This is a genomic window from Acidobacteriota bacterium (genome assembly GCA_016208495.1).
Lineage (GTDB): Bacteria > Acidobacteriota > Blastocatellia > Chloracidobacteriales > Chloracidobacteriaceae > JACQXX01.
Genome location: JACQXX010000002.1, coordinates 25,232 through 43,372 on the forward strand (window position 1 = coordinate 25,232; position 18,141 = coordinate 43,372).

Annotated in this window: 10 protein-coding genes; 6 read left to right on the forward strand and 4 right to left on the reverse strand. The window is 51.1% G+C overall.

Annotated elements, in window-relative coordinates; translation table 11 throughout:
* Window positions 1-275: 275 nt before the first annotated feature.
* Window positions 276-1,409, reverse strand: a complete 1,134-nt coding sequence (locus HY774_00185) for a 5-(carboxyamino)imidazole ribonucleotide synthase (protein ID MBI4746876.1) — start codon at window positions 1,407-1,409, stop codon at window positions 276-278.
* 439 nt (window positions 1,410-1,848) lie between these two features.
* Between HY774_00185 and HY774_00190 the strand changes: the two genes are divergently transcribed.
* From HY774_00190 to HY774_00200, 3 genes are all read left to right on the forward strand, one after another.
* A complete protein-coding gene (locus HY774_00190; protein MBI4746877.1) occupies window positions 1,849-2,412 on the forward strand; it encodes an FKBP-type peptidyl-prolyl cis-trans isomerase in 564 nt (187 codons plus the stop codon).
* A 94-nt stretch (window positions 2,413-2,506) separates the two neighbouring features.
* The gene (locus HY774_00195) at window positions 2,507-3,298 is read left to right on the forward strand and encodes a hypothetical protein (GenBank protein MBI4746878.1); all 792 of its coding nucleotides are present in this window, start codon (window positions 2,507-2,509) and stop codon (window positions 3,296-3,298) included.
* 263 nt (window positions 3,299-3,561) lie between these two features.
* Entirely contained in the window at window positions 3,562-4,320 is a 759-nt protein-coding gene (locus HY774_00200) for a helix-turn-helix transcriptional regulator (GenBank protein ID MBI4746879.1), read from the forward strand.
* Window positions 4,321-4,375: 55 nt separating this feature from the next.
* Here HY774_00200 and HY774_00205 read toward each other — a convergent pair whose 3' ends face one another.
* Entirely contained in the window at window positions 4,376-6,634 is a 2,259-nt protein-coding gene (locus HY774_00205; protein ID MBI4746880.1) for a response regulator, read from the reverse strand.
* Between the two features lie 160 nt (window positions 6,635-6,794).
* Complete coding sequence (locus tag HY774_00210) at window positions 6,795-8,009, reverse strand: ATPase (protein MBI4746881.1); 1,215 nt, start codon at window positions 8,007-8,009, stop codon at window positions 6,795-6,797.
* A 423-nt stretch (window positions 8,010-8,432) separates the two neighbouring features.
* On the opposite strand from HY774_00210, the gene truA reads away from it, so the two are divergent.
* Window positions 8,433-9,248 carry a tRNA pseudouridine(38-40) synthase TruA gene (truA, locus tag HY774_00215; protein ID MBI4746882.1) on the forward strand — a complete coding sequence of 272 codons (816 nt, stop codon included), beginning with the start codon at window positions 8,433-8,435 and terminating at the stop codon, window positions 9,246-9,248.
* A gap of 106 nt (window positions 9,249-9,354) precedes the next feature.
* Here the strand turns inward: truA and HY774_00220 are convergent, their stop codons facing one another.
* The gene (locus HY774_00220) at window positions 9,355-10,986 is read right to left on the reverse strand and encodes a heme-binding protein (GenBank protein ID MBI4746883.1); all 1,632 of its coding nucleotides are present in this window, start codon (window positions 10,984-10,986) and stop codon (window positions 9,355-9,357) included.
* Window positions 10,987-12,027: 1,041 nt separating this feature from the next.
* On the opposite strand from HY774_00220, the gene HY774_00225 reads away from it, so the two are divergent.
* Both HY774_00225 and HY774_00230 read left to right on the forward strand, forming a co-directional pair.
* A complete protein-coding gene (locus HY774_00225; GenBank protein MBI4746884.1) occupies window positions 12,028-13,911 on the forward strand; it encodes a hypothetical protein in 1,884 nt (627 codons plus the stop codon).
* A 78-nt stretch (window positions 13,912-13,989) separates the two neighbouring features.
* Entirely contained in the window at window positions 13,990-18,135 is a 4,146-nt protein-coding gene (locus HY774_00230; GenBank protein ID MBI4746885.1) for a hypothetical protein, read from the forward strand.
* The last annotated feature ends 6 nt before the right edge of the window (window positions 18,136-18,141 follow it).

The following is an 18,141-nucleotide window of genomic DNA, read 5'->3' on the forward strand; positions in this document are numbered from 1 at the left end:
TCCATAAGCGCCAGGATAAGGAAAGGTGAGTCTGTTTGAAACAAGGAGATGGGGAGACACGGAGACAATTCATGGGGTGTATAAGGTTGAATAAACCCCGATTGAGAGCGGGGGAAGGCGACCATTTGTTTTTTCTCCCTGTCTCCCGCTCTCCTTGTCCCCTTGTCCAGATCGGGCGCTGTTCCCTTATTCTGGCGCTCATGCCCCCGAACCCGGACTTCCCCTCACCAGGTATGTTGAAAGCCGACTTGCGGTTTATTGGACCGGAGCGAGCCCTAAATCATGATCAATCGGGCGGCCCGAAGGGCAATTTCCCGAGCTTCGGCAACTGTTTGGCCAGTGGCGGTAACGTGCCCCATTTTGCGTCCTGGTCGTGACATCTTTTTCCCATACAGATGCACGTGTGCCCCAGGAATTGACAGTGCTTCAGTGAGACCCTTTGGTTGAGCCGGCCCCTCATTTGTACCAAGAACATTTACCATAACTGCTGCCGGAGCAACCATTTGAGTTGATCCAAGCGGGAGCCCGACGATAGAGCGAACGTGATTCTCAAATTGCGAGGTAAAACACCCCTCGATTGAAAAGTGACCTGAATTATGGGGGCGTGGGGCAATTTCATTGATCATCAGATCGCCATCGGTCATTAAAAAGAGTTCGATTCCAAAAATCCCAACCGCATCCAGACTGGTCATGATCCGTTTTCCAAGCTCTGATGCCCGACGAATTGAATTTTCGCTGATGGCGGCTGGGGCCAGCACGGTATGACACATATGCGCATGCTGGATGGTTTCAACCACCGGGTAGGCGGTTTCGTCTCCATGGGAAGATCGAGCCACCATAATGGCCAGCTCTTTGGTAAAGGGAACAAATTCTTCAACCATCAGCAGACCGCTCCGCCTGGCCAATTTTTCAAAGGCTGGAATGACATCTTCTGGGGTGCGAAGCAGTTCGTTTCCATAGCCATCATAGCCATTCCGGCGGGCTTTGAGCATCAATGGCCAGCCAAAAGATCTGGCACAGTCCAGGATTTCCGGTGGTGATTCAACCGCCGCAAATCTGGGGACGGGAAGACCGGCTCGTTTGAGGGCGGTTTTCTGAAGAAATTTGTCCTGGATGGTGGCAAGGGTTCGGGCGGATGGGTAGAGATGAACGCCGCATGATTCGAGGTAGGTTAACGCTTCGCCATCAACAAATTCGTTTTCAAGCGTAACCACATCGGCATATGTGGCCAGTTCGTCCAGCAATTGCTGGTCGTTCCAGCTTCCAACCCAGGAGTTTGGAGTCAGAAACGACGCCGGACTTTCTTCTTCGCGTTCGAGAATTCCCACCTGAAACCCAAGTCGAAACGCAGCATAAGCCGTCATCCGGGCCAGTTGTCCGCCTCCCAGAATACCAATTCGTGAAGTCATAAAATATACAGTGAAGAGAGATCACGTCCCAAAAACTGAAAAACAGGAGTGAGAATAGAATGATGATTGAAAATTCAGAGTATTCAGCAGTTGAAAAGCTGAAAGGGATGTGAAATATAGTACACTTTGTTTTTCAGCCGAAAGCCAAAGACCGTACCGCTGTCTTCCAAATTCATCACCAAATCCAAGAAACGTTGAGTACTCAGGGAGTTAGCGCTCTGAGTGCCACGAGATTGATTTTTGCCTTGAGGAGTATTTGCCAATTATGCCAAGCAGTCGTCATCGAAATGTTGAACGCAAACGTAAATCCGCCGCCTCGCGCGCCATCAAGCCTTCACCAACCCGTCAGAGTGAAGATTCATTGAGTGGCGGTGGTGGCGGTGTTTCAGGCTCCAGTAGTCGAAATGGTGCTCAATCGCAGTCAGGTGGACCCAATTGGATGATTTTGGGTGTTGTTGGTCTGATTGTCGTGGTGTTGGTGGGCCTGTATTTGACTTCTGGAACGAAGCCGGCTCCAGCTCCCGCCTCAACCGCCTCGACCACGCAACCTGCCCAGCCAGCCACACCTCCGAAAAATGAAATTGTTTCACTGCCGGCCACTAAAGAGCCAGAACCCTCCACGCCGACTCCAACTGTCAAGGAACTCAAAATTGAAGATGTCGCCGTTGGGAAGGGGGCGGTTGCCAAACTCGGTCAAGAGGTTTCGGTCCACTACACCGGCACTTTGCTCAATGGAACCAAATTTGACAGTTCACGGGATGGAGGCAAACCGCTCACGTTTACCCTTGGAACATCAGGCATCATCGAGGGCTGGAATAAAGGAATCGCTGGAATGAAAGTTGGTGGAAAGCGAAAGCTCACCATCCCGGCTGATCTGGCGTATGGTGCTACCGGTCGCCCGCCGGTGATTCCTCCTGATTCACCACTGCTTTTTGATGTCGAACTGGTTTCGGTGAAAGATGCCGCCAAACCAGACGCCGCTAAAGACGCTAAAAAGAAATAAATAGAAAATAAGACCGCCAGTTGCTGGACTGGCGGTTGGCTCTTTTCAGGGCCAATGATCTGCGGAAATTGAACTTATTGAGAGTGAGGACCTCATGGAGATTCGGATCGAAATTACTGACCGCGATATCCAGGATCTGGTGTGTAAAAACCTCCAGACTGTTTTGTTGCGGTTGGCTGGAAGCTTGTATCGGGCGCCCGTGTCAGTATCAGGACAAATTCCGCAGTTTCGAATCATTGAACAATCGCTTGAACTGGGTCAGCCTTATGGGTGTTTGGGCATACTGGCTGCGGATCATAAAAATAGCTCGCTGTTGATTCATGTAACCAAAGGAGAAATCGGAATTCCGGAAGTCATCCGAATCCTCCAGGTCAGTGCACTGTTGAGGTTGCAGTTGATGAACTCGCTCCAATTACGGTTGGGAGCTATTCAGGACCAAAATCGAGCCACTGGCACTACAGAGAGTTCATTGATCACGTCATTTGAGGAAGAAATGAAAGATCGGGGAACTCCGGCCATGATTTATCCGGTCGTTATTGGCTCCAGGTTTACCAATGAGGCGCTTCTGCTGATGTATGGGTTAAATTCCCAGGTCAACAAGTCGCCAATGGTTTCCAATTTAGCTCCAGGAATGATTTTTGCCGGGACCTTTCATCTCTCAATCGCCTTGACCGGCAGCACGGTGGAAACACCTCAGGTCCAGTTTGAGGTCGAAGATGCGCTGAGCAAAGCGAGTTTGAACGCAGGGTCTCACCAAACACCAGGCCGCGAAATTCTCAAAACCTATGCGGATGAAACTGGGGAGCGGTTGATTCGTGAGTTTTTAGACTACGAGCAGCAAAAGAAAGCCCATAAAAGCGGGATGTTCCGTGCTTACCAGGAATGATCGGTGCGGTGTTAACTGCGGTTTATTCCCCTCAAGTCCTGAGAGTTTAAGCGATACAGGATAAACGAAGCACCAGTTCTTCACATAAATTTCGGGGTTGCGGTATAAATCCATTTGCTTTCTTGTCTTTTCCAGTTTAGGCTTAGTCCAGTTACCGCGTTATCATTCCAATCGTTAATTTCACTTCACAATCCTCGACATTAACAGGCACTTGAAGCTTCAGATTCAATACTCGAAACTTTTCAAGGGTTTGGAGGGATACTGTGCCCACACCTATTGATTTCTGGCAAAAACAAAATCATGGACTTCGTGTTGCATTCATTGACGGGTGTAAACACGAAGCCACCCACCTGGCGATCCATCAGGTTCCGCTCGATTTGGAACTGACCCTGGAAGCTGCCGAACAACGATTAAATGACCTGGTGGAATATCAGGTGATTATTGTTGGCGTGACGGTTTATCCAATCCGACGACGAGTCATTGGTGAACTGCGGCGGGTCAACCCACAGGCGGCGCTCATTTTTTTACGGCTCTCTCCTGGAGTCGGCGCTGGGGAATCTGGCCTCGAAGTTCGGGACCAGGTCATTGCTGATATCATGCTCAGTTCGAATTCCCCAAAAATCGTCTGGCAGGCGGCTGAATCCATATGTCCAATTTTTCCATTCCCGGCCAGTCCAGATATGAAGCGACCCCCAGAAGCTTCTCTGGTGGAAAAAGCTGTCCGGGTTATTTCAATGCATTACACTGACCCCTCACTGAATTTGCATCGGGTCGCTGATAAACTTGGGCTTTCAGCCGGTCAGCTATCACGCATTTTGAATAAACACGCGGGAATGCGCTTCCGTCAGCTTTTACAGCAAACACGCCTGGAAGCCGCCAAGCAAATGCTGGCCGCCGGAAACACCAGTATTAAAGAAGTTGCTTATAGTGTTGGATTTAGCGACAGCGACTACTTTTCCAGGGCCTTTAAGCGCTACACCGGGGATTGTGCCACCACGTTTAAAGGAAATACCTTTAGTTAAGTCATTTGTAGGGAACAGACTCTGGACCGATGTTTTCCAAAGTCGTGAACATCGGTCAATCTGGCGCCTCATCAAAGACCAGGACAGGCAAGCTGATGGTAAAAGCCGTTCCCAATCCTTCAGTACTCTGAACTGAGACCTTGCCGCCATGAGCAGCCAGAATGCGCTGTACAATTGCCAAACCAAGACCCGTTCCCAGGTGTCGGGTGCGTTGCCGGGCCTGGTAATATGGGTTGAAGAGGTAGGGCAGATCTTTGGCTGGAATTCCGGGGCCGTTGTCAATCACGCTGATCGCCACAAATTGTTTTCCTTCCTCTAAGTCCCTGCCATCAATCAGTCGAGTCGTAATCGTGATCTCGCCAGTGACCGGCGTAAATTTGACGGCATTGCTAAGTAAATTCACCAGCGCGCGATTGATTTTGGGGGCATCCACCGACAGCATCGGCAAATTTGATTCATGATTGATCTTGATGGTGATCTGCTTTTGGGTGGCAAGCAAATCCAACTGATGGACGGCGGATTGAACCACTTCAATTGGGTTGGTCAACGTGAGTTCAAGTTGCAGTCCACCAGCTTCGGCCTTTGAAAAATCCAGGATTTCATTGACCAGGGAGACGATATTATTCACCGTCGTAAAGCCGTCTACACAAAGTTGGGTCAGATTTTCGTCCAGAATACCAAGGTCTTGAGCACGAAATTCCAACAGTTCCAAAACCCCCAGCACAACTGAAAGCGGTGATCGAATATCATGGACCAGGACGGCGGTGAATTCTTCGCGTTGGCGGGCCAGTTCCTCAAGTTTACCGACTGTTTCCGAGAGCTGATGGTTGCGGTCCTGAATTTCTTGAAAGAGTTGGGCTCGTTCAATTGCAAGTCCGGTCTGATTGGCAATCGCAACAATAAATTCCACTTCTTCAGGTTCCCAGGGACGTGGGCGATCACACTGATGGATCGCCAACCCTGCCACCACTTTGCCACGGGCGTGCAGAGGTGTTGCAAACAGGGCTTTGGGCATCAGTTCCTGCAACACCTGCTGGTTGACCACAGTCAGGTATTTATCCTGGTCCCGGTTGAGTAGCGGTGGATTGGCCAGGGGCTCTAAGTCCGCAATGGAGATGGTTTCACCCTTGGCCAAAACATTGCGGCCAATTGGAGCATTCCGAAGTGGGATCTGATAGGACTTGACACTCAAAGTTGCTTCTTTGACTGACTCACATCGCGTCACAAGAAATTCCCCAGGTTCATCAATTTCAAAAATGACACATCGGCTGGCATTCAGAATGTCACGTAACTCATCAACTGTCGCCTGAAAGACCTGGTCCAGGTCAAGGGAGCGGGTGATTCGTTCCGTGGTTCGATTGAGCAGTGACTCACGGCGAGCCTGTTGTTGAGCCTGGGCAAAGAGGCGAGCATGTTGGAGGGCAATGCCGGTTTGCGTGGCCATTGACTCTAAAAAGGTAATTTCCTCTTCTGACCAGGTCCTCGGTTTGGTGCACTGGTGGAGCGCCAATCCATACGAAGTCGTCGTCTGTCTTTTCTCGCTCAACAGAATTGGTACGGCCACGATGGATTGCACCTGGGTCTGTTCAATCCAGGGGCTCAGGGCGTCAATTCCGGTAGCTGTTTGGATATCAGAAATCTGATTTGATTGATTGTGATCTAAAACGGATTGAAAAAACTGAGCCGCGGCACCTTCAAGGATAAGCTGACGGCTGGCGGAAACTCCGGATCCGATTGCCTCGGTTCGGATCAACATTTGGTGCATGACGGCGTCGAGTTCAAAAATCACCGCCCGGTCAGCCCGAGCCACAACCCGGATTTCCTCCACGGTGGAACGCAGGATTTCTTCAATATTGAGCGAACTGCGAATTCGGTCAGCGATTCGACGCAGCAGGGCTTCCCGGTTGGCTTTGTCGGCCAGTTGCCGCTTTAATTCATAAATGCGCATGGCACTTCGAACGCGTGCCAGTAGTTCTTTCGGTTCACAGGGTTTGACCAGATAATCATCGGCGCCTGAATCAAGGCCAGATACCTTGTCGTCGAGTTCACCTTTGGCCGAAACCATAATGATTTGGAGATTCTGAAATTCAGGATTTTCCCGAAGGCGACGACAGACTGAGGGGCCATCCAGGACAGGCATCATCCAATCAAGCAGAATCACTCCAGGTTGGTCATGCTCGGCTGCGTCCAGCCCTTTTTGCCCATCATCTGCCTGAGTCACCGTAAATCCAGCCTTGGTCAGTACCTTACGCACGATGAGGCGGAAATTGGGATCATCATCAACAACCAGTACTTTTTCCTGATGAATAGTCACACCTGCACCTCTTACCTCCTCAACGCATTCAACCTGATCAAGACAAAATATTCTTATTACTCCAGGCAAGATTTGGACCTTCACCTTGCGAAGCAGATGGCGGCTTGTAGCCCAGGAATCGAGCTACAAGCACGACTCAATCCAAACCTTCGCTGTTGTATTAGCCGGTTGGCCGTTCGGGTGATGGCTGAAAGGCCGTAAAGTCACGTGCAAATCGTTCAGCATAATCTGCTAGCAACTCATCAATCCGGTGATAATCGGGAGACGACACAATCAGGCCAGCGTGATGTTTTTTGTGGAGCGTCCAGACGATCTCTGGGTCCTTATAAGCCAAATAATCCGGGTATTCCTGACGGGCGAGGGAAACCAGAAGTCCGGCATGGTTCTTTTTCAATTTGGGAAGCTTGTATGGGGTTTTGTCGTCACTGATTTCCAGTTTCGCCCATTCTGCCCACAAGTTCATTCCGGTGGCGGCTTCAATTAACTCCACGATATTGGCACCGCCAACCCGTGATGCTGTTTCAAGAAAGTAAAATTGCCCGTCTGCGGCACCTTTGATGAATTCAGTATGCGAAACGCCATGCACCAGACCCAGTGCCGCCATCACTTCCCGATTTTTGGCCAGCAACGCCTGTTCGTCAGCATCTCCGCGCATCATGGTTCGAGTCGTAAAGACCCCGCCGCCATGGGCCACCGCCATGGGTGGTGTGCCATACCGACTGGCAATTGAAAAGAGGACCTTTTTGTTGGTGATGATGCTGTCAACATGGAAAACATCCCCAGGCACAAACCGTTCCAGCACATAAAAAGATTGTTTATCTCCGAGTGAATCCAGAATCGGCCAGATTTCATGAGCATGCTCAATCTTCTTGATTCCGACGGCGGATGCTTCAAACCGTGGTTTGAGCACCCAGGGGGGAGGTACCCGCTCCATATATTCCCGAATCTGGTCATAATTCAGGGCGTGAACAAATTCAGGCACCGGTATCCCTGAATCTCTGGCTTTGACCCGCATGGCCAGTTTGTCGCGGAAATAGCGGGCAGTTGTATCGCCCATGCCCGGAATGCGGAGGTGTTCACGCAGGGCGGCGGCGGTTTCAACATCAAAGTCATCAAGTGCGACGATTCGGTCAATGGTTTGCGTCCGAGCCAGATAACTGATTCCTTTGATCACGTCATCCCGTTTCCATTTTTTGTTGTCATCTGGAATCAGAAATATGTCGTCGAGGCTTTCCCTCGGCCAGTCAGCATCGGCAATGCTTTCTGAAGTGACGAGAAAGGTACGGCACCCCTGCCGCTTGCATTCCCGCATAAATTCCTGTCCTTTTTCATAACTAGCCAGGCAGAGAATCGTCAAAGGACGTGATTCTGTCATGGGCAACTCCTTCACAAGAAAGATAAATAGAAATATGACGGGGGACAGCCGCTCGCTGCCCGAAACTGATCCTCAACGGGGAACTGGTCAGGGCTGTGCCACACGAATTGACCAGGGAAACCCTCATCGTTCAAATCAGAGCACACCGATGATGGAAGATTGCAACGGGAATAACGGGAATCAAGAGATGACCTTTGCAGCGAGCGCTTACGTTAGCAAGAAATCTCTTATTCGCCAAGAACCAAAATCATCCAACTCTGGTTGCCAACACCGCACCTGGCTCCGCTATACTGGCTGTTTTCCCTCGATACCTCAATTTTGACGCTTAACCCCTGGATGGTCCCTGCTGATTCGTACATCAGAATCGTCCACTGATCTACACAAATTCTGAGCGTCCCATTCCTGAAAATCACTGGATGCACTATGGCAAATTTGAATTTTACCTACCGGCTTTTAATTGAATATGATGGGACTCGTTATCACGGATGGCAGGAACAGGCCAATGCTCGAACTGTCGCTGGGGAGTTACGAGCCATTGCCTGTGAAGTATGCAATGAGAAGGTGGATTTTGGTGGCGCTGGGCGAACTGACGCCGGTGTTCATGCTTTGGGGCAGGTTGCCCACCTGCGAACCTCCAAACGTCATAATCCAGTTGAGTTACAGCGGTCAATCAATAATTTGCTGCCAGCGGATATCAATCTCGTCCGCGTGGAAATTGCCCCACCGACATTTCATGCCCGCCACGATGCCCTGGCCCGATATTATCTGTACCAGTTGGCAACGCAACGCACGGCTTTTGGCAAAAAATATGTCTGGTGGATCAAAGAGAACCTGGATCTCAGACAAATGCGCAAAGCCGCTGAACATTTTGTCGGGCTCCATGACTTTGTCCACTTCAGTCAACCGGATCCCAGCATTCTTGGAAATCCCAGGAAATCTGAATCAACCCGAGTTGATATCCACCGGCTGACCATCGAAACTGGCCAGGGCATGGTCTATGTCCGAATTGGAGCTTCTCATTTTCTGTGGAAAATGGTGCGACGCATCGTTGGCACTCTGGTTGAGGTAGGGCAGGGAGAGGTGAGTCCAGATCTCATTCCGGAATTGCTGCGGCGTGGGTCACCGGAAATCGCCGCCCATACAGCACCGGCTTCAGGGTTGTTTTTAGAGCGAATTGAATATCCAGGCGACCCGAAATCGAACCCGACCGCGCCGAAACTCAATATCCCCTCGCTTTAAAGATGACAAAGTGACAAGGTGACCATTTGACAAGGTGACTCTGTCACTTTGTCAAATGGTCACCTTGTCACCCAGTCACCTTGTCATTTTGTCATTTTGTCACAAACTAGGGCAGTTCTGGGTGACGTGGGAACTTCTGATAGGGCAGGCGTACCCCACGCACAAAGACACGGTCACAACGCATTTCGGCTGGGGCTTCAAACCCTTTTGCCCCATTGGCGCAGATAATATCGTCCTGGTCAATTCCGTCACCGCTGATGCCAATCCCACCGACTAATTTCCCGCCTTTGTAGAGGGCCAATCCCCCAGCAAAAATCTGGAGGCCATTGCGGATATTCGAAAGCAATGGGCGTGGTGCTTTGACGTTCAAAATGTCAATGATGGATGGCGCCAGGACGTCGAGTTGGAGGCCGACGTTAAACGGAGAAAAGTTTCGGATTGAAGAACTCAACGGGGCATTTTCTGAACCTGTAATGCCGTCCGGGAAGAATGGACGATGCAGGAACCCAATTCCCCGGTCACTGAACGCGACCGAGCCATCAAGACGAATGCCTTCGTTGGCCAGTGCATCCACATAGTTGCCGGCTCCGGCACGTCGCAGAAGCTGGGCCGCATCCGGGCGGCTAAACAGCAGTGAAGATCGGGCTTTCTGGCAACTCACATCGAGTCCAAAAATTGGGGCGTCAGGTGTGGCTCGAATGCCCAAAATTTCACCATCAACCCCAACGACAGCCACATTCACTTCAGCAAAGCTGCCAATTGGTTGACGAATCGCACCCCGAGTACGGTAAGCTGAGGCAATTGCCTGAGCCAGCATTGTTTCAACTTCGTCGGCTGAAAGGTCGCGATTGCCACGGATGGGAAAGGCTTCTTCCATTCGATTATTATCCCGGTCAAGATCAAGCACATCCATCACGATTCGGACCGACATATTCCGTAGCGTTCCGCACTTAAACTGGCTGCGTTCACCAAGATAGGGAATTCCAGGTTGAATACCGCCTAACGGGTTAAGTGCGGTGTTGAGAAATTTGCCAACCCGGCTCAGATTGACCAGGTTTTCAGCGCCCTGGGGTGGAGCATTGAGGTAGGGAAGTCGGACCCCATCCACATAAATATTATCGGCCTGGACCAGTTCCGGTGGTTCATACCCACGGGCACCGGCCCGAGCAATGATTTCTTCAACTGATTGGTCGTTGTCGTCTGGGACTTTGTCAACCCCATAGGCGCCCTCAACTTCGACACCAATGCCGCCAACCGGGATGTCGCCCATAAACAGTGGAACTCCACCTGGGTCACCTGAAATGCCCAGTGGAAGGCGCGGGTTGACGTCGCTGATCAAAAACAAGTTGGAAAATTGAACCCCAAACAGTGGGCCGCCTGGGGAAAAGTTCACCCCTGGTGGAATGTTTTCTTGAATGATGAAACTAGCTGATCGTGGGGTGAACGCATTGCCGGTCGTTTGAAAGACTGATCCAGTGCCAGCTTTGGAAATGGCCATGAATTCAGTTTGAATATTTGGAACTGAGGGGAGTTCAAGCGGGCCGGGTGTGGTACCGCCTTCAATTCGGCCAAACCGGTTGGCACCTTTCATGCGGTACACAGCCAGGACGTTGACTTCTCGATCAGTGATGGCAATGGTGGCTTTCACGCCCAGGTTCATGGCTCGCGTCACTGCCTGTTGAATTATCCGGTTTACGTCCGAGACGGCCAATGCCTTTGCGTCCGGATTGGGACACATAACCTTATTCAACCCAATGGTTGGATACTGGGGGGCTGGTGCTGGCGATAGACTGGAGGCTGCCGTCCCAGAAATTGGGCCTAAAGGGAGTGATAGCGATGAAGCTACCATCAGCAAGGTGAACACAAGAGGAATGAATCGAGATCTGGAGGTTTTCATGGAGATCATGCCTTCCTTACGAAATTGTACGTGAGCCCCAGCCGCTTTTGCCGAGACACAAGTCACCTCGGCAAGCAGGTATTCAAAAAGAGGACACAGCCCTCCCTTTACCTGGGTGGCACTGGGTTTCAAGTCAGTTACTGTTCAGGATGCAGTCGAACGACCCTTAGAATGAAGGGCTGCTCACCACGATTGGGTCTGCACGTTAAGCGGGAATCCAGACGATGTATGACCCATTACCCTCGAAAGACAATCACAACAATACGGTGGTGCAAAAACCTGAATCTTGAATCAACAATCACGGTTAGGCCAAAACGGCGGTGAAACGATCAGTTAGAAAATGAGGAGTTCAGTGAAAACTGCGAGACAAGCGAGTTGAGAATACCAAAATCTTAAAAAAAATACAGACCAAAATTTGACTTCATGAAAAATTCAAGACTATTATTGGCGCACGGAATCCAGCTACCCATCCACTCAACAGCGATCAAACAACATCTTTCTCCTGCCGGTTTGAACGCTCCACCCCAAACTGGCGTGATGCGGTGTTCATCAATCAGAGGCTTTAATTCCTTTCAAAAAGCCACTTTCGCATCACTATTCACTTGAAAGTTTTCTAACCTGATCTTTTTGAATCCAAACAAGTCACGACCACTTGTGCGAAGGTTTCAACCCTCGGATCTTCTTTGGGCTGAAGGCTTTTGTTTTTGACCAGTGAGGAATTTTCTGAAAGCGCAAGCACTGTCGTTGAAATATCTTCAAAGCACCACCCCCCTATTTGAGCCCTGACGTTGCCTGACCCCGGTTCCAGCCAAACCGAGGAATTGACCATGACTGGAAGTTGATGGTGTTGGCGCAACGACAACCTTACAAGGAGCGGCGATTATGAACAGTGGCCTGCACCGTTTGCTGGTTCTCCTCTTTGCCACCTGTCTGATATGCGTGATGTCGGGAATTGTCTCGGCACAGAATGTGGCGCAAAGCACCCTGAGTGCCCCCGAAGCCGCAGCCAACTCACCAGATTCCGCCACTGGCGAGGATCCGCAAGTTGACCTGCAAAACCCACCCAAAAATGTACCTGGCGCGGCTGGTCGTTCCAGCGTCAAGCCAAAAAGTACCCAAAACGAAGGGGATCCTGGACCTCCAGTGGAAGACCGCTGGCGGATAGGGTTTCCGGAGTGGAACCGTACCGTGAAAGGAAGCTTATCCAACCCCTATCGGCAAAATGTGCTGAAGGGGGATTATCCGATTTTTGGTCAGTACAACTTTTTTGTGCTCACCATGGAAAGCATCACGGCCAACATCGTCCGTCGGCTGCCGGTTCCAAGTGATGTCAGTACCAACAAACCTGATAGCGAAGAGTTTTTTGGCCGTGGCGGCCAATATATTCTGCAGCAAAATTTTCTGGTTTCGGCGGAGTTGTTCCATGGTGATGCTGCCTTCAAGCCAGTTGACTGGCGGGTTCGATTCACCCCGGTGTTCAATATCAATTATGTCAACACGGGTGAGAATGGCATCATCAATCGAGACGTTCGACGCGGCACCAACCGTCTTGATGGACACGTTGGTCTGCAGGAAGGATTTGTTGAAGTCCGGCTGGGTGACACCTCTCGCGTCTTTCCGTTTTTGCGGGGCAAGGGAAGTCGTGGTGGACACAGCCCATATTTTGACACGACTTCGCTGCGGGCGGGGATTCAACAATTCAACAGTGATTTTCGTGGGTTGATTTTCTTTGACAACAACCTGGGCGTTCGCCTCTTTGGAAATCATCAAGACAACAAATATCAATACAACGTGGCCTATTTCCACATGCTGGAAAAGGATACCAATAGTGGACTGAACACGTTTGACTTCCGCAGTCAACGGGTCTGGATTGCCAATCTGTACCGGCAGGATTTTATTAAAAAGGGTTATACCGCTCAGTTGAGCATCCACTATAACGATGATCAGCCCTCCATCCGATATGACACCAACAACTTCCTGGTTCGTCCCCAGCAAGTTGGAAATGTGACGCCCCATAGCATCAAAGCCGGGTACATTGGATGGACTGGGGACGGGCACTTCCGTCGAATCAACATCAATCACGCCTTTTATCAGGTGTTTGGGCAAGATAGCCGCAACCCGATTACTCAGCGGTACGAGCGCATCAATGCCCAGCTCGGCGCTCTTGAACTGTCAATGGACCGTGACTGGCAACGATTTAAAGTCTCCGGGTTTTTTACCTCTGGGGACAACGGGATCAAAGATGGTCGAGCCAACGGGTTTGACTCAATCCTGGACAATCAGTTTTTTGCCGGTGGCGAAACCAGTTTCTGGAACAGCCAGGAAATCCGCCTGACCCAGACCGGGGTAGCCTTGACGACGCAAAACAGCCTCATTCCCTCGTTGCGGAGCAGCAAACTTCAGGGACAGTCCAACTATGTGAATCCTGGGATCATTGTCGTCAATGGTGCCTATGAAGCTGAGTTGACCCCGCGAGCCCGACTGGAAGTGAATTTCAACTATATGCGCTTCCATCGGACCCAGGTCTTGAAAGAATTACTCTTTCAGCCGAAAGTCCGGCACAACATCGGGTTTGACTACGGCGCCGCGTTGATTTACCGGCCATTGCTCAGCGAAAACATCATCTTCAAGTCCGGCATTTCAGTGTTTACCCCACTGAGCGGATTTACTGACATTTATACCTCAAAATGTGAACCTGGTGTGAATTGCGGCCAGGGCCAAAAAACACTGTTTGCGCTTTTCTCTAAGGTTGTTGTGACGTTCTAATCCGCTTCTGGACTGACGTTATTGAACAAGCACTTGTGAACTGATCGCTTTCATAATCAAGAAGAGAGGGAAAGACACATGCGTTCACTCGGGAAACTCTCTTGGATCAAGTTATTGAGTTGTGGTCTGGTCCTTGGGCTGGCTCTGGTCGTGTTTGGCGTCCGATGGAACGGCGCCCGGACCCAGGCCGCTTCCACCACCTCGACCCAACCCGCAAACGAGACCGAATTTGCAACCGACCCCGAGACAGCGACGCCTTCATCTGCACCGGCGCCTTCAAAAGATGCGCCAAAGAGCACCAAAGCCGGCGACCGATACGCGCAGGATGCGGATGATTCAGGATGTAAAAGCTGTCACCAGGGGGTTGAACCATCCCACGTCAATATTAAAGGTCAGGAAGATCCAGTCATTTCATGTGTGTACTGCCACGGTGGGAAGGGCGAAGTCAAAGCCCCAGCCGGTGAGCAAATGGGTGCCGCCGGCTATGAAAAAGCCAAAAACGAAGCCCACGTACAACCGAAATACCCCAAGAAATGGCAGGATGCCCGGACCAATAAACTCAGCTCGGCCAATCCGGTCCGATCATATGAACTGTTAAATCAGGAAGACCCGAAATTTATCCGCTTCATCAACCCTGGCGATTTACGCGTGGCTGATGTGTCATGTGGCGAATGCCATGCCGAAGAAGTGAAGTTTGTCCGCACCAGCATGATGACCCACGGCGGCATGCTCTGGGGCGCGGCGCTCTATAACAATGGGGCCTATCGGGTCAAAAACTCCCAGTTTGGGGAAGCCTACAACATTGATGGGTCGCCAATTCGATTGGAAACCCACCCGAAACCCACGCCAGAGGAAACCAAATACAAAGGCGTGATTCCGTTCTTGAACCCGTTGTTGCGCTGGGAAGTTTCCCAACCTGGAAACATCCTGCGTGTGTTTGAACGTGGCGGGAAGAAAGTGGCCGAAGTGGGGAACCCGCTTCCGGAAGAACTCCCTGGCTTGCCGCAAGTGAAGTTGAGTCCACGTGGATTTGGGACGGTCCTGCGGACTGACCCGGTCTTCCTCGGTTTGCAAAAGACCCGATTGTTGGATCCATTGCTGTCATTCCTTGGCACCAACGATCAACCGGGTGACTATCGGTCCAGCGGGTGTACTTCGTGTCACACCCCCTATGCCAACGACCGATTTGAAGCCCACTCGGCTCAATTTGCGAAGTACGGGCACGAAGGCAAATCCTTTACGGCTGATCCGACGATTCCCAAAAACGAACCGGGTCACCCGATTAAGCACCAGTTGACCAGTGCCATTCCCACCAGCCAGTGTCTGGTCTGCCATATGCACCCTGGCACAAACCTGGTGACCACCTATGCCGGGTTTATGTGGTGGGACAATGAAACCGATGGCGACAAGATGTATCCGGAAAAGAGCGCCAAACTCAGCAATGAGGAATTGGAAAATATTCGCATCCGCAACCCCGAAGGGTCAGCCCAGAAAGGCAAATGGGGGACGGATACTGAATTTTTGAATCAAACCGGCTCGCCGGATTTCAATAAACAGCTCAAACGGACCCAGTTTGCCGATTTCCACGGCCATGGCTGGATGTTCCGGGCAATTTTCAAACAGGATCGCAAAGGCCATTTCCTCGATGCCCAGGGAAATAAAGTTGAGAATGTGACCGGCGAAGCCATGCATCAGGCCACACAACCCTACACGGAAGCGGAATACAAAGCCTGGCAGGAAAATAAACCTGTTCGACCAGGGGTTCCGGTCCATTTGAAGGATATCCACCTTGATGCCGGAATGCATTGTGTTGACTGTCACTTCTCGCAAGATGGACACGGCAACGGGAAGCTCTATGGTGAGCCACGGGCCGCGATTGAAATTTCCTGTATTGATTGCCACGGATCAATCTATAAGAAAGCTCTTTCAGACGGTAAAAACACAGTGACTACTGGGTTTGCTGGCGGGAACAAGCTTTCCAAATACAAAGTCTGGGTCAAAGGAAAGAGCAAGAAACAACCCGTCTTGGAACTCCGGGATGGCAAGATCTTCCAGCATTCCGCCCTTGATCCGGAAAAAGAGTGGGAAGTGGTGCAAACCGTTGACACCATTGATCCAAACAGTCCGCACTACAGCGAAAAATCCCGTCTGGCCAAAACCATGCAGAAAGATGGCCGTTCGTGGGGAGCCGTACCAAACCAGGCGCCAACCTACAAGTGGGATCCAGACAAGAAACAAACCGTGTTGGCCAACAATCCGGACTTCGAACTGGCCCATAATGATAATCGGATGACCTGTTACGCCTGTCACTCGTCGTGGATGACCAGTTGTTTTGGCTGTCACCTTCCGATGGTGGCCAACCAGAAACGTAATATGGCCCATAACGAAGGCGGACCCGAAACTCGGAACTGGACCAACTATAACTATCAGGTATTGCGCGACGATGTGTACATGCTTGGGGTCGGCGGGACTGCCACTGGCGCCATCGAATCGGGTCGTGATACCGGCGGGTTAATTGCCCCAGTTCGGTCATCAAGTGCCGTCATCGTAGGTTCAAAGAACGCGAACCGTAACTGGCTCTATTCGCAACAGCAAACCATTTCGTCTGAAGGATATTCCGGACAGGCAATGAACACCCACGTTCCACACACCGTGCGTGGAAAGGGTGAAACCAAGCAGTGTACCGATTGTCATATCTCGAAGGACAATGACAATAACGCGATCATGGCTCAGTTGCTGTTGTTGGGTACCAACTATGTCAACTTCATGGGTCGCTTCATTTATGTGGCCGCTGGTGAACATGGCTTTGAAGCTGTGGTTGCCACGGAACGTGATGAGCCACAGGCCGTGATTGGAAGCACGCTGCATAAGCTGGCCTATCCAGAAGAGTACAAAAAACACGTTGACAACAAACGTGAACTCACCGAAGCCTATGAACACCACGGCCACGTCGTCAGTCTGCAAATGCGAGGTGAATACCTCTATGCGGCTGAAGGTGAAAAGGGCATCCATGTGTATGATATCGCCAACATTGATGATAAGGACTTCTCGGAACGGATTACATCGGCGCCGGTCTCGCCATTAGGGCAGAAGTTCTATGTCAAAACCAAACACGCCACAGCGATTGCTTCTCCGACCACGCTTGGGGTTGACCCAACCCGCGAGCACCTGCCTGAAAATGAAGAACAACCTATCAGTCTCGTCTATGCCTTCCTCTATGCTTCAGATAAAGAAGAAGGACTGGTCGTGATTGGTGATGGCCTGGACGGAAAACATGGTCCGGGTGTGGCCACCTTGCTCGATGGTGACCCGGCCAATAATTTCCTGAAACGTCAACCAGGATTTAATCCGGATGGCAAGCTCAGCGGCGCCGAAAACCTGACGGTGGCTGGCAACTGGGTGTACCTCCTGTGTGACAAAGGCGTGGCGGTGATTGATATTTCAAATCCGCTCAAGCCTGAACTGAAGACGATTGTCGAAGGCTTTCACGAGCCAAAAAGCATTGCGGTTCAGTTCCGATATGCCTTCGTCACTGACGAAGAAGGGATGAAAGTCATTGACGTCACTCGACCCGAACGGGCCAAGCTGGTCAAAGACGCCGAAGTCCCGATCAAACACGCTCACGGAATCTATGTGGCACGCACCTATGCCTATATCGCGGCTGGTGAAGAAGGTCTGGTGATTGTTGACATTGAAAAACCAACCCAACCAAAACTTGACCAAACCTACAACGCCAACGGTGAAATCAACGATGCGCACGACGTGAAGGTCGGCATGACGAATGCCAGCGCTTTTGCTTACATTGCCGATGGAAAGAACGGAATGCGGGTGCTGCAAATCATGTCACCTGAAACCAACCCGAACTTCCTGGGCTTTAGCCCACGGCCAATGCCGGAACTGATTGCCACCTATCCAATGAAAGGCCATGCCCTGGCCATTTCAAAGGGATTGGATCGAGACCGGGGTGTGGATGAAAGCGGAAATCAGCTTGTGGTCTTTGGTCGTCGTGGGGCACGTCCATTTAACCTGGAGGAAATGCGGACGATCATGCGGCCACGGGTAACCAACGAACCCCCAGGCCCACCAATCAATGCTGAACCTCCAACCGTGGGATTACTCAACCGTATCCAGGCACTCTTTACCCTGGATGCTTCGAAAGCGCTCTTCGGATTGGCTCTGGTCCTGCTGCCGTGGCCGTTCCTGAGGCGCCGGAAAAACGAGTAGCGCTCG

Excerpts from the sequence above, each read along its gene's own strand:
- HY774_00185 (MBI4746876.1), bottom strand. The coding sequence starts at position 1,409 with ATGACTTCACGAATTGGTATTCTGGGAGGCGGACAACTGGCCCGGATG.
- HY774_00190 (MBI4746877.1), top strand. The coding sequence starts at position 1,849 with ATGATTTTGGGTGTTGTTGGTCTGATTGTCGTGGTGTTGGTGGGCCTG.
- HY774_00195 (MBI4746878.1), top strand. The coding sequence starts at position 2,507 with ATGGAGATTCGGATCGAAATTACTGACCGCGATATCCAGGATCTGGTG.
- HY774_00210 (MBI4746881.1), bottom strand. The coding sequence starts at position 8,009 with ATGACAGAATCACGTCCTTTGACGATTCTCTGCCTGGCTAGTTATGAA.
- truA (MBI4746882.1), top strand. The coding sequence starts at position 8,433 with ATGGCAAATTTGAATTTTACCTACCGGCTTTTAATTGAATATGATGGG.
- HY774_00220 (MBI4746883.1), bottom strand. The coding sequence starts at position 10,986 with ATGTGTCCCAATCCGGACGCAAAGGCATTGGCCGTCTCGGACGTAAAC.
- HY774_00225 (MBI4746884.1), top strand. The coding sequence starts at position 12,028 with ATGAACAGTGGCCTGCACCGTTTGCTGGTTCTCCTCTTTGCCACCTGT.
- HY774_00230 (MBI4746885.1), top strand. The coding sequence starts at position 13,990 with ATGCGTTCACTCGGGAAACTCTCTTGGATCAAGTTATTGAGTTGTGGT.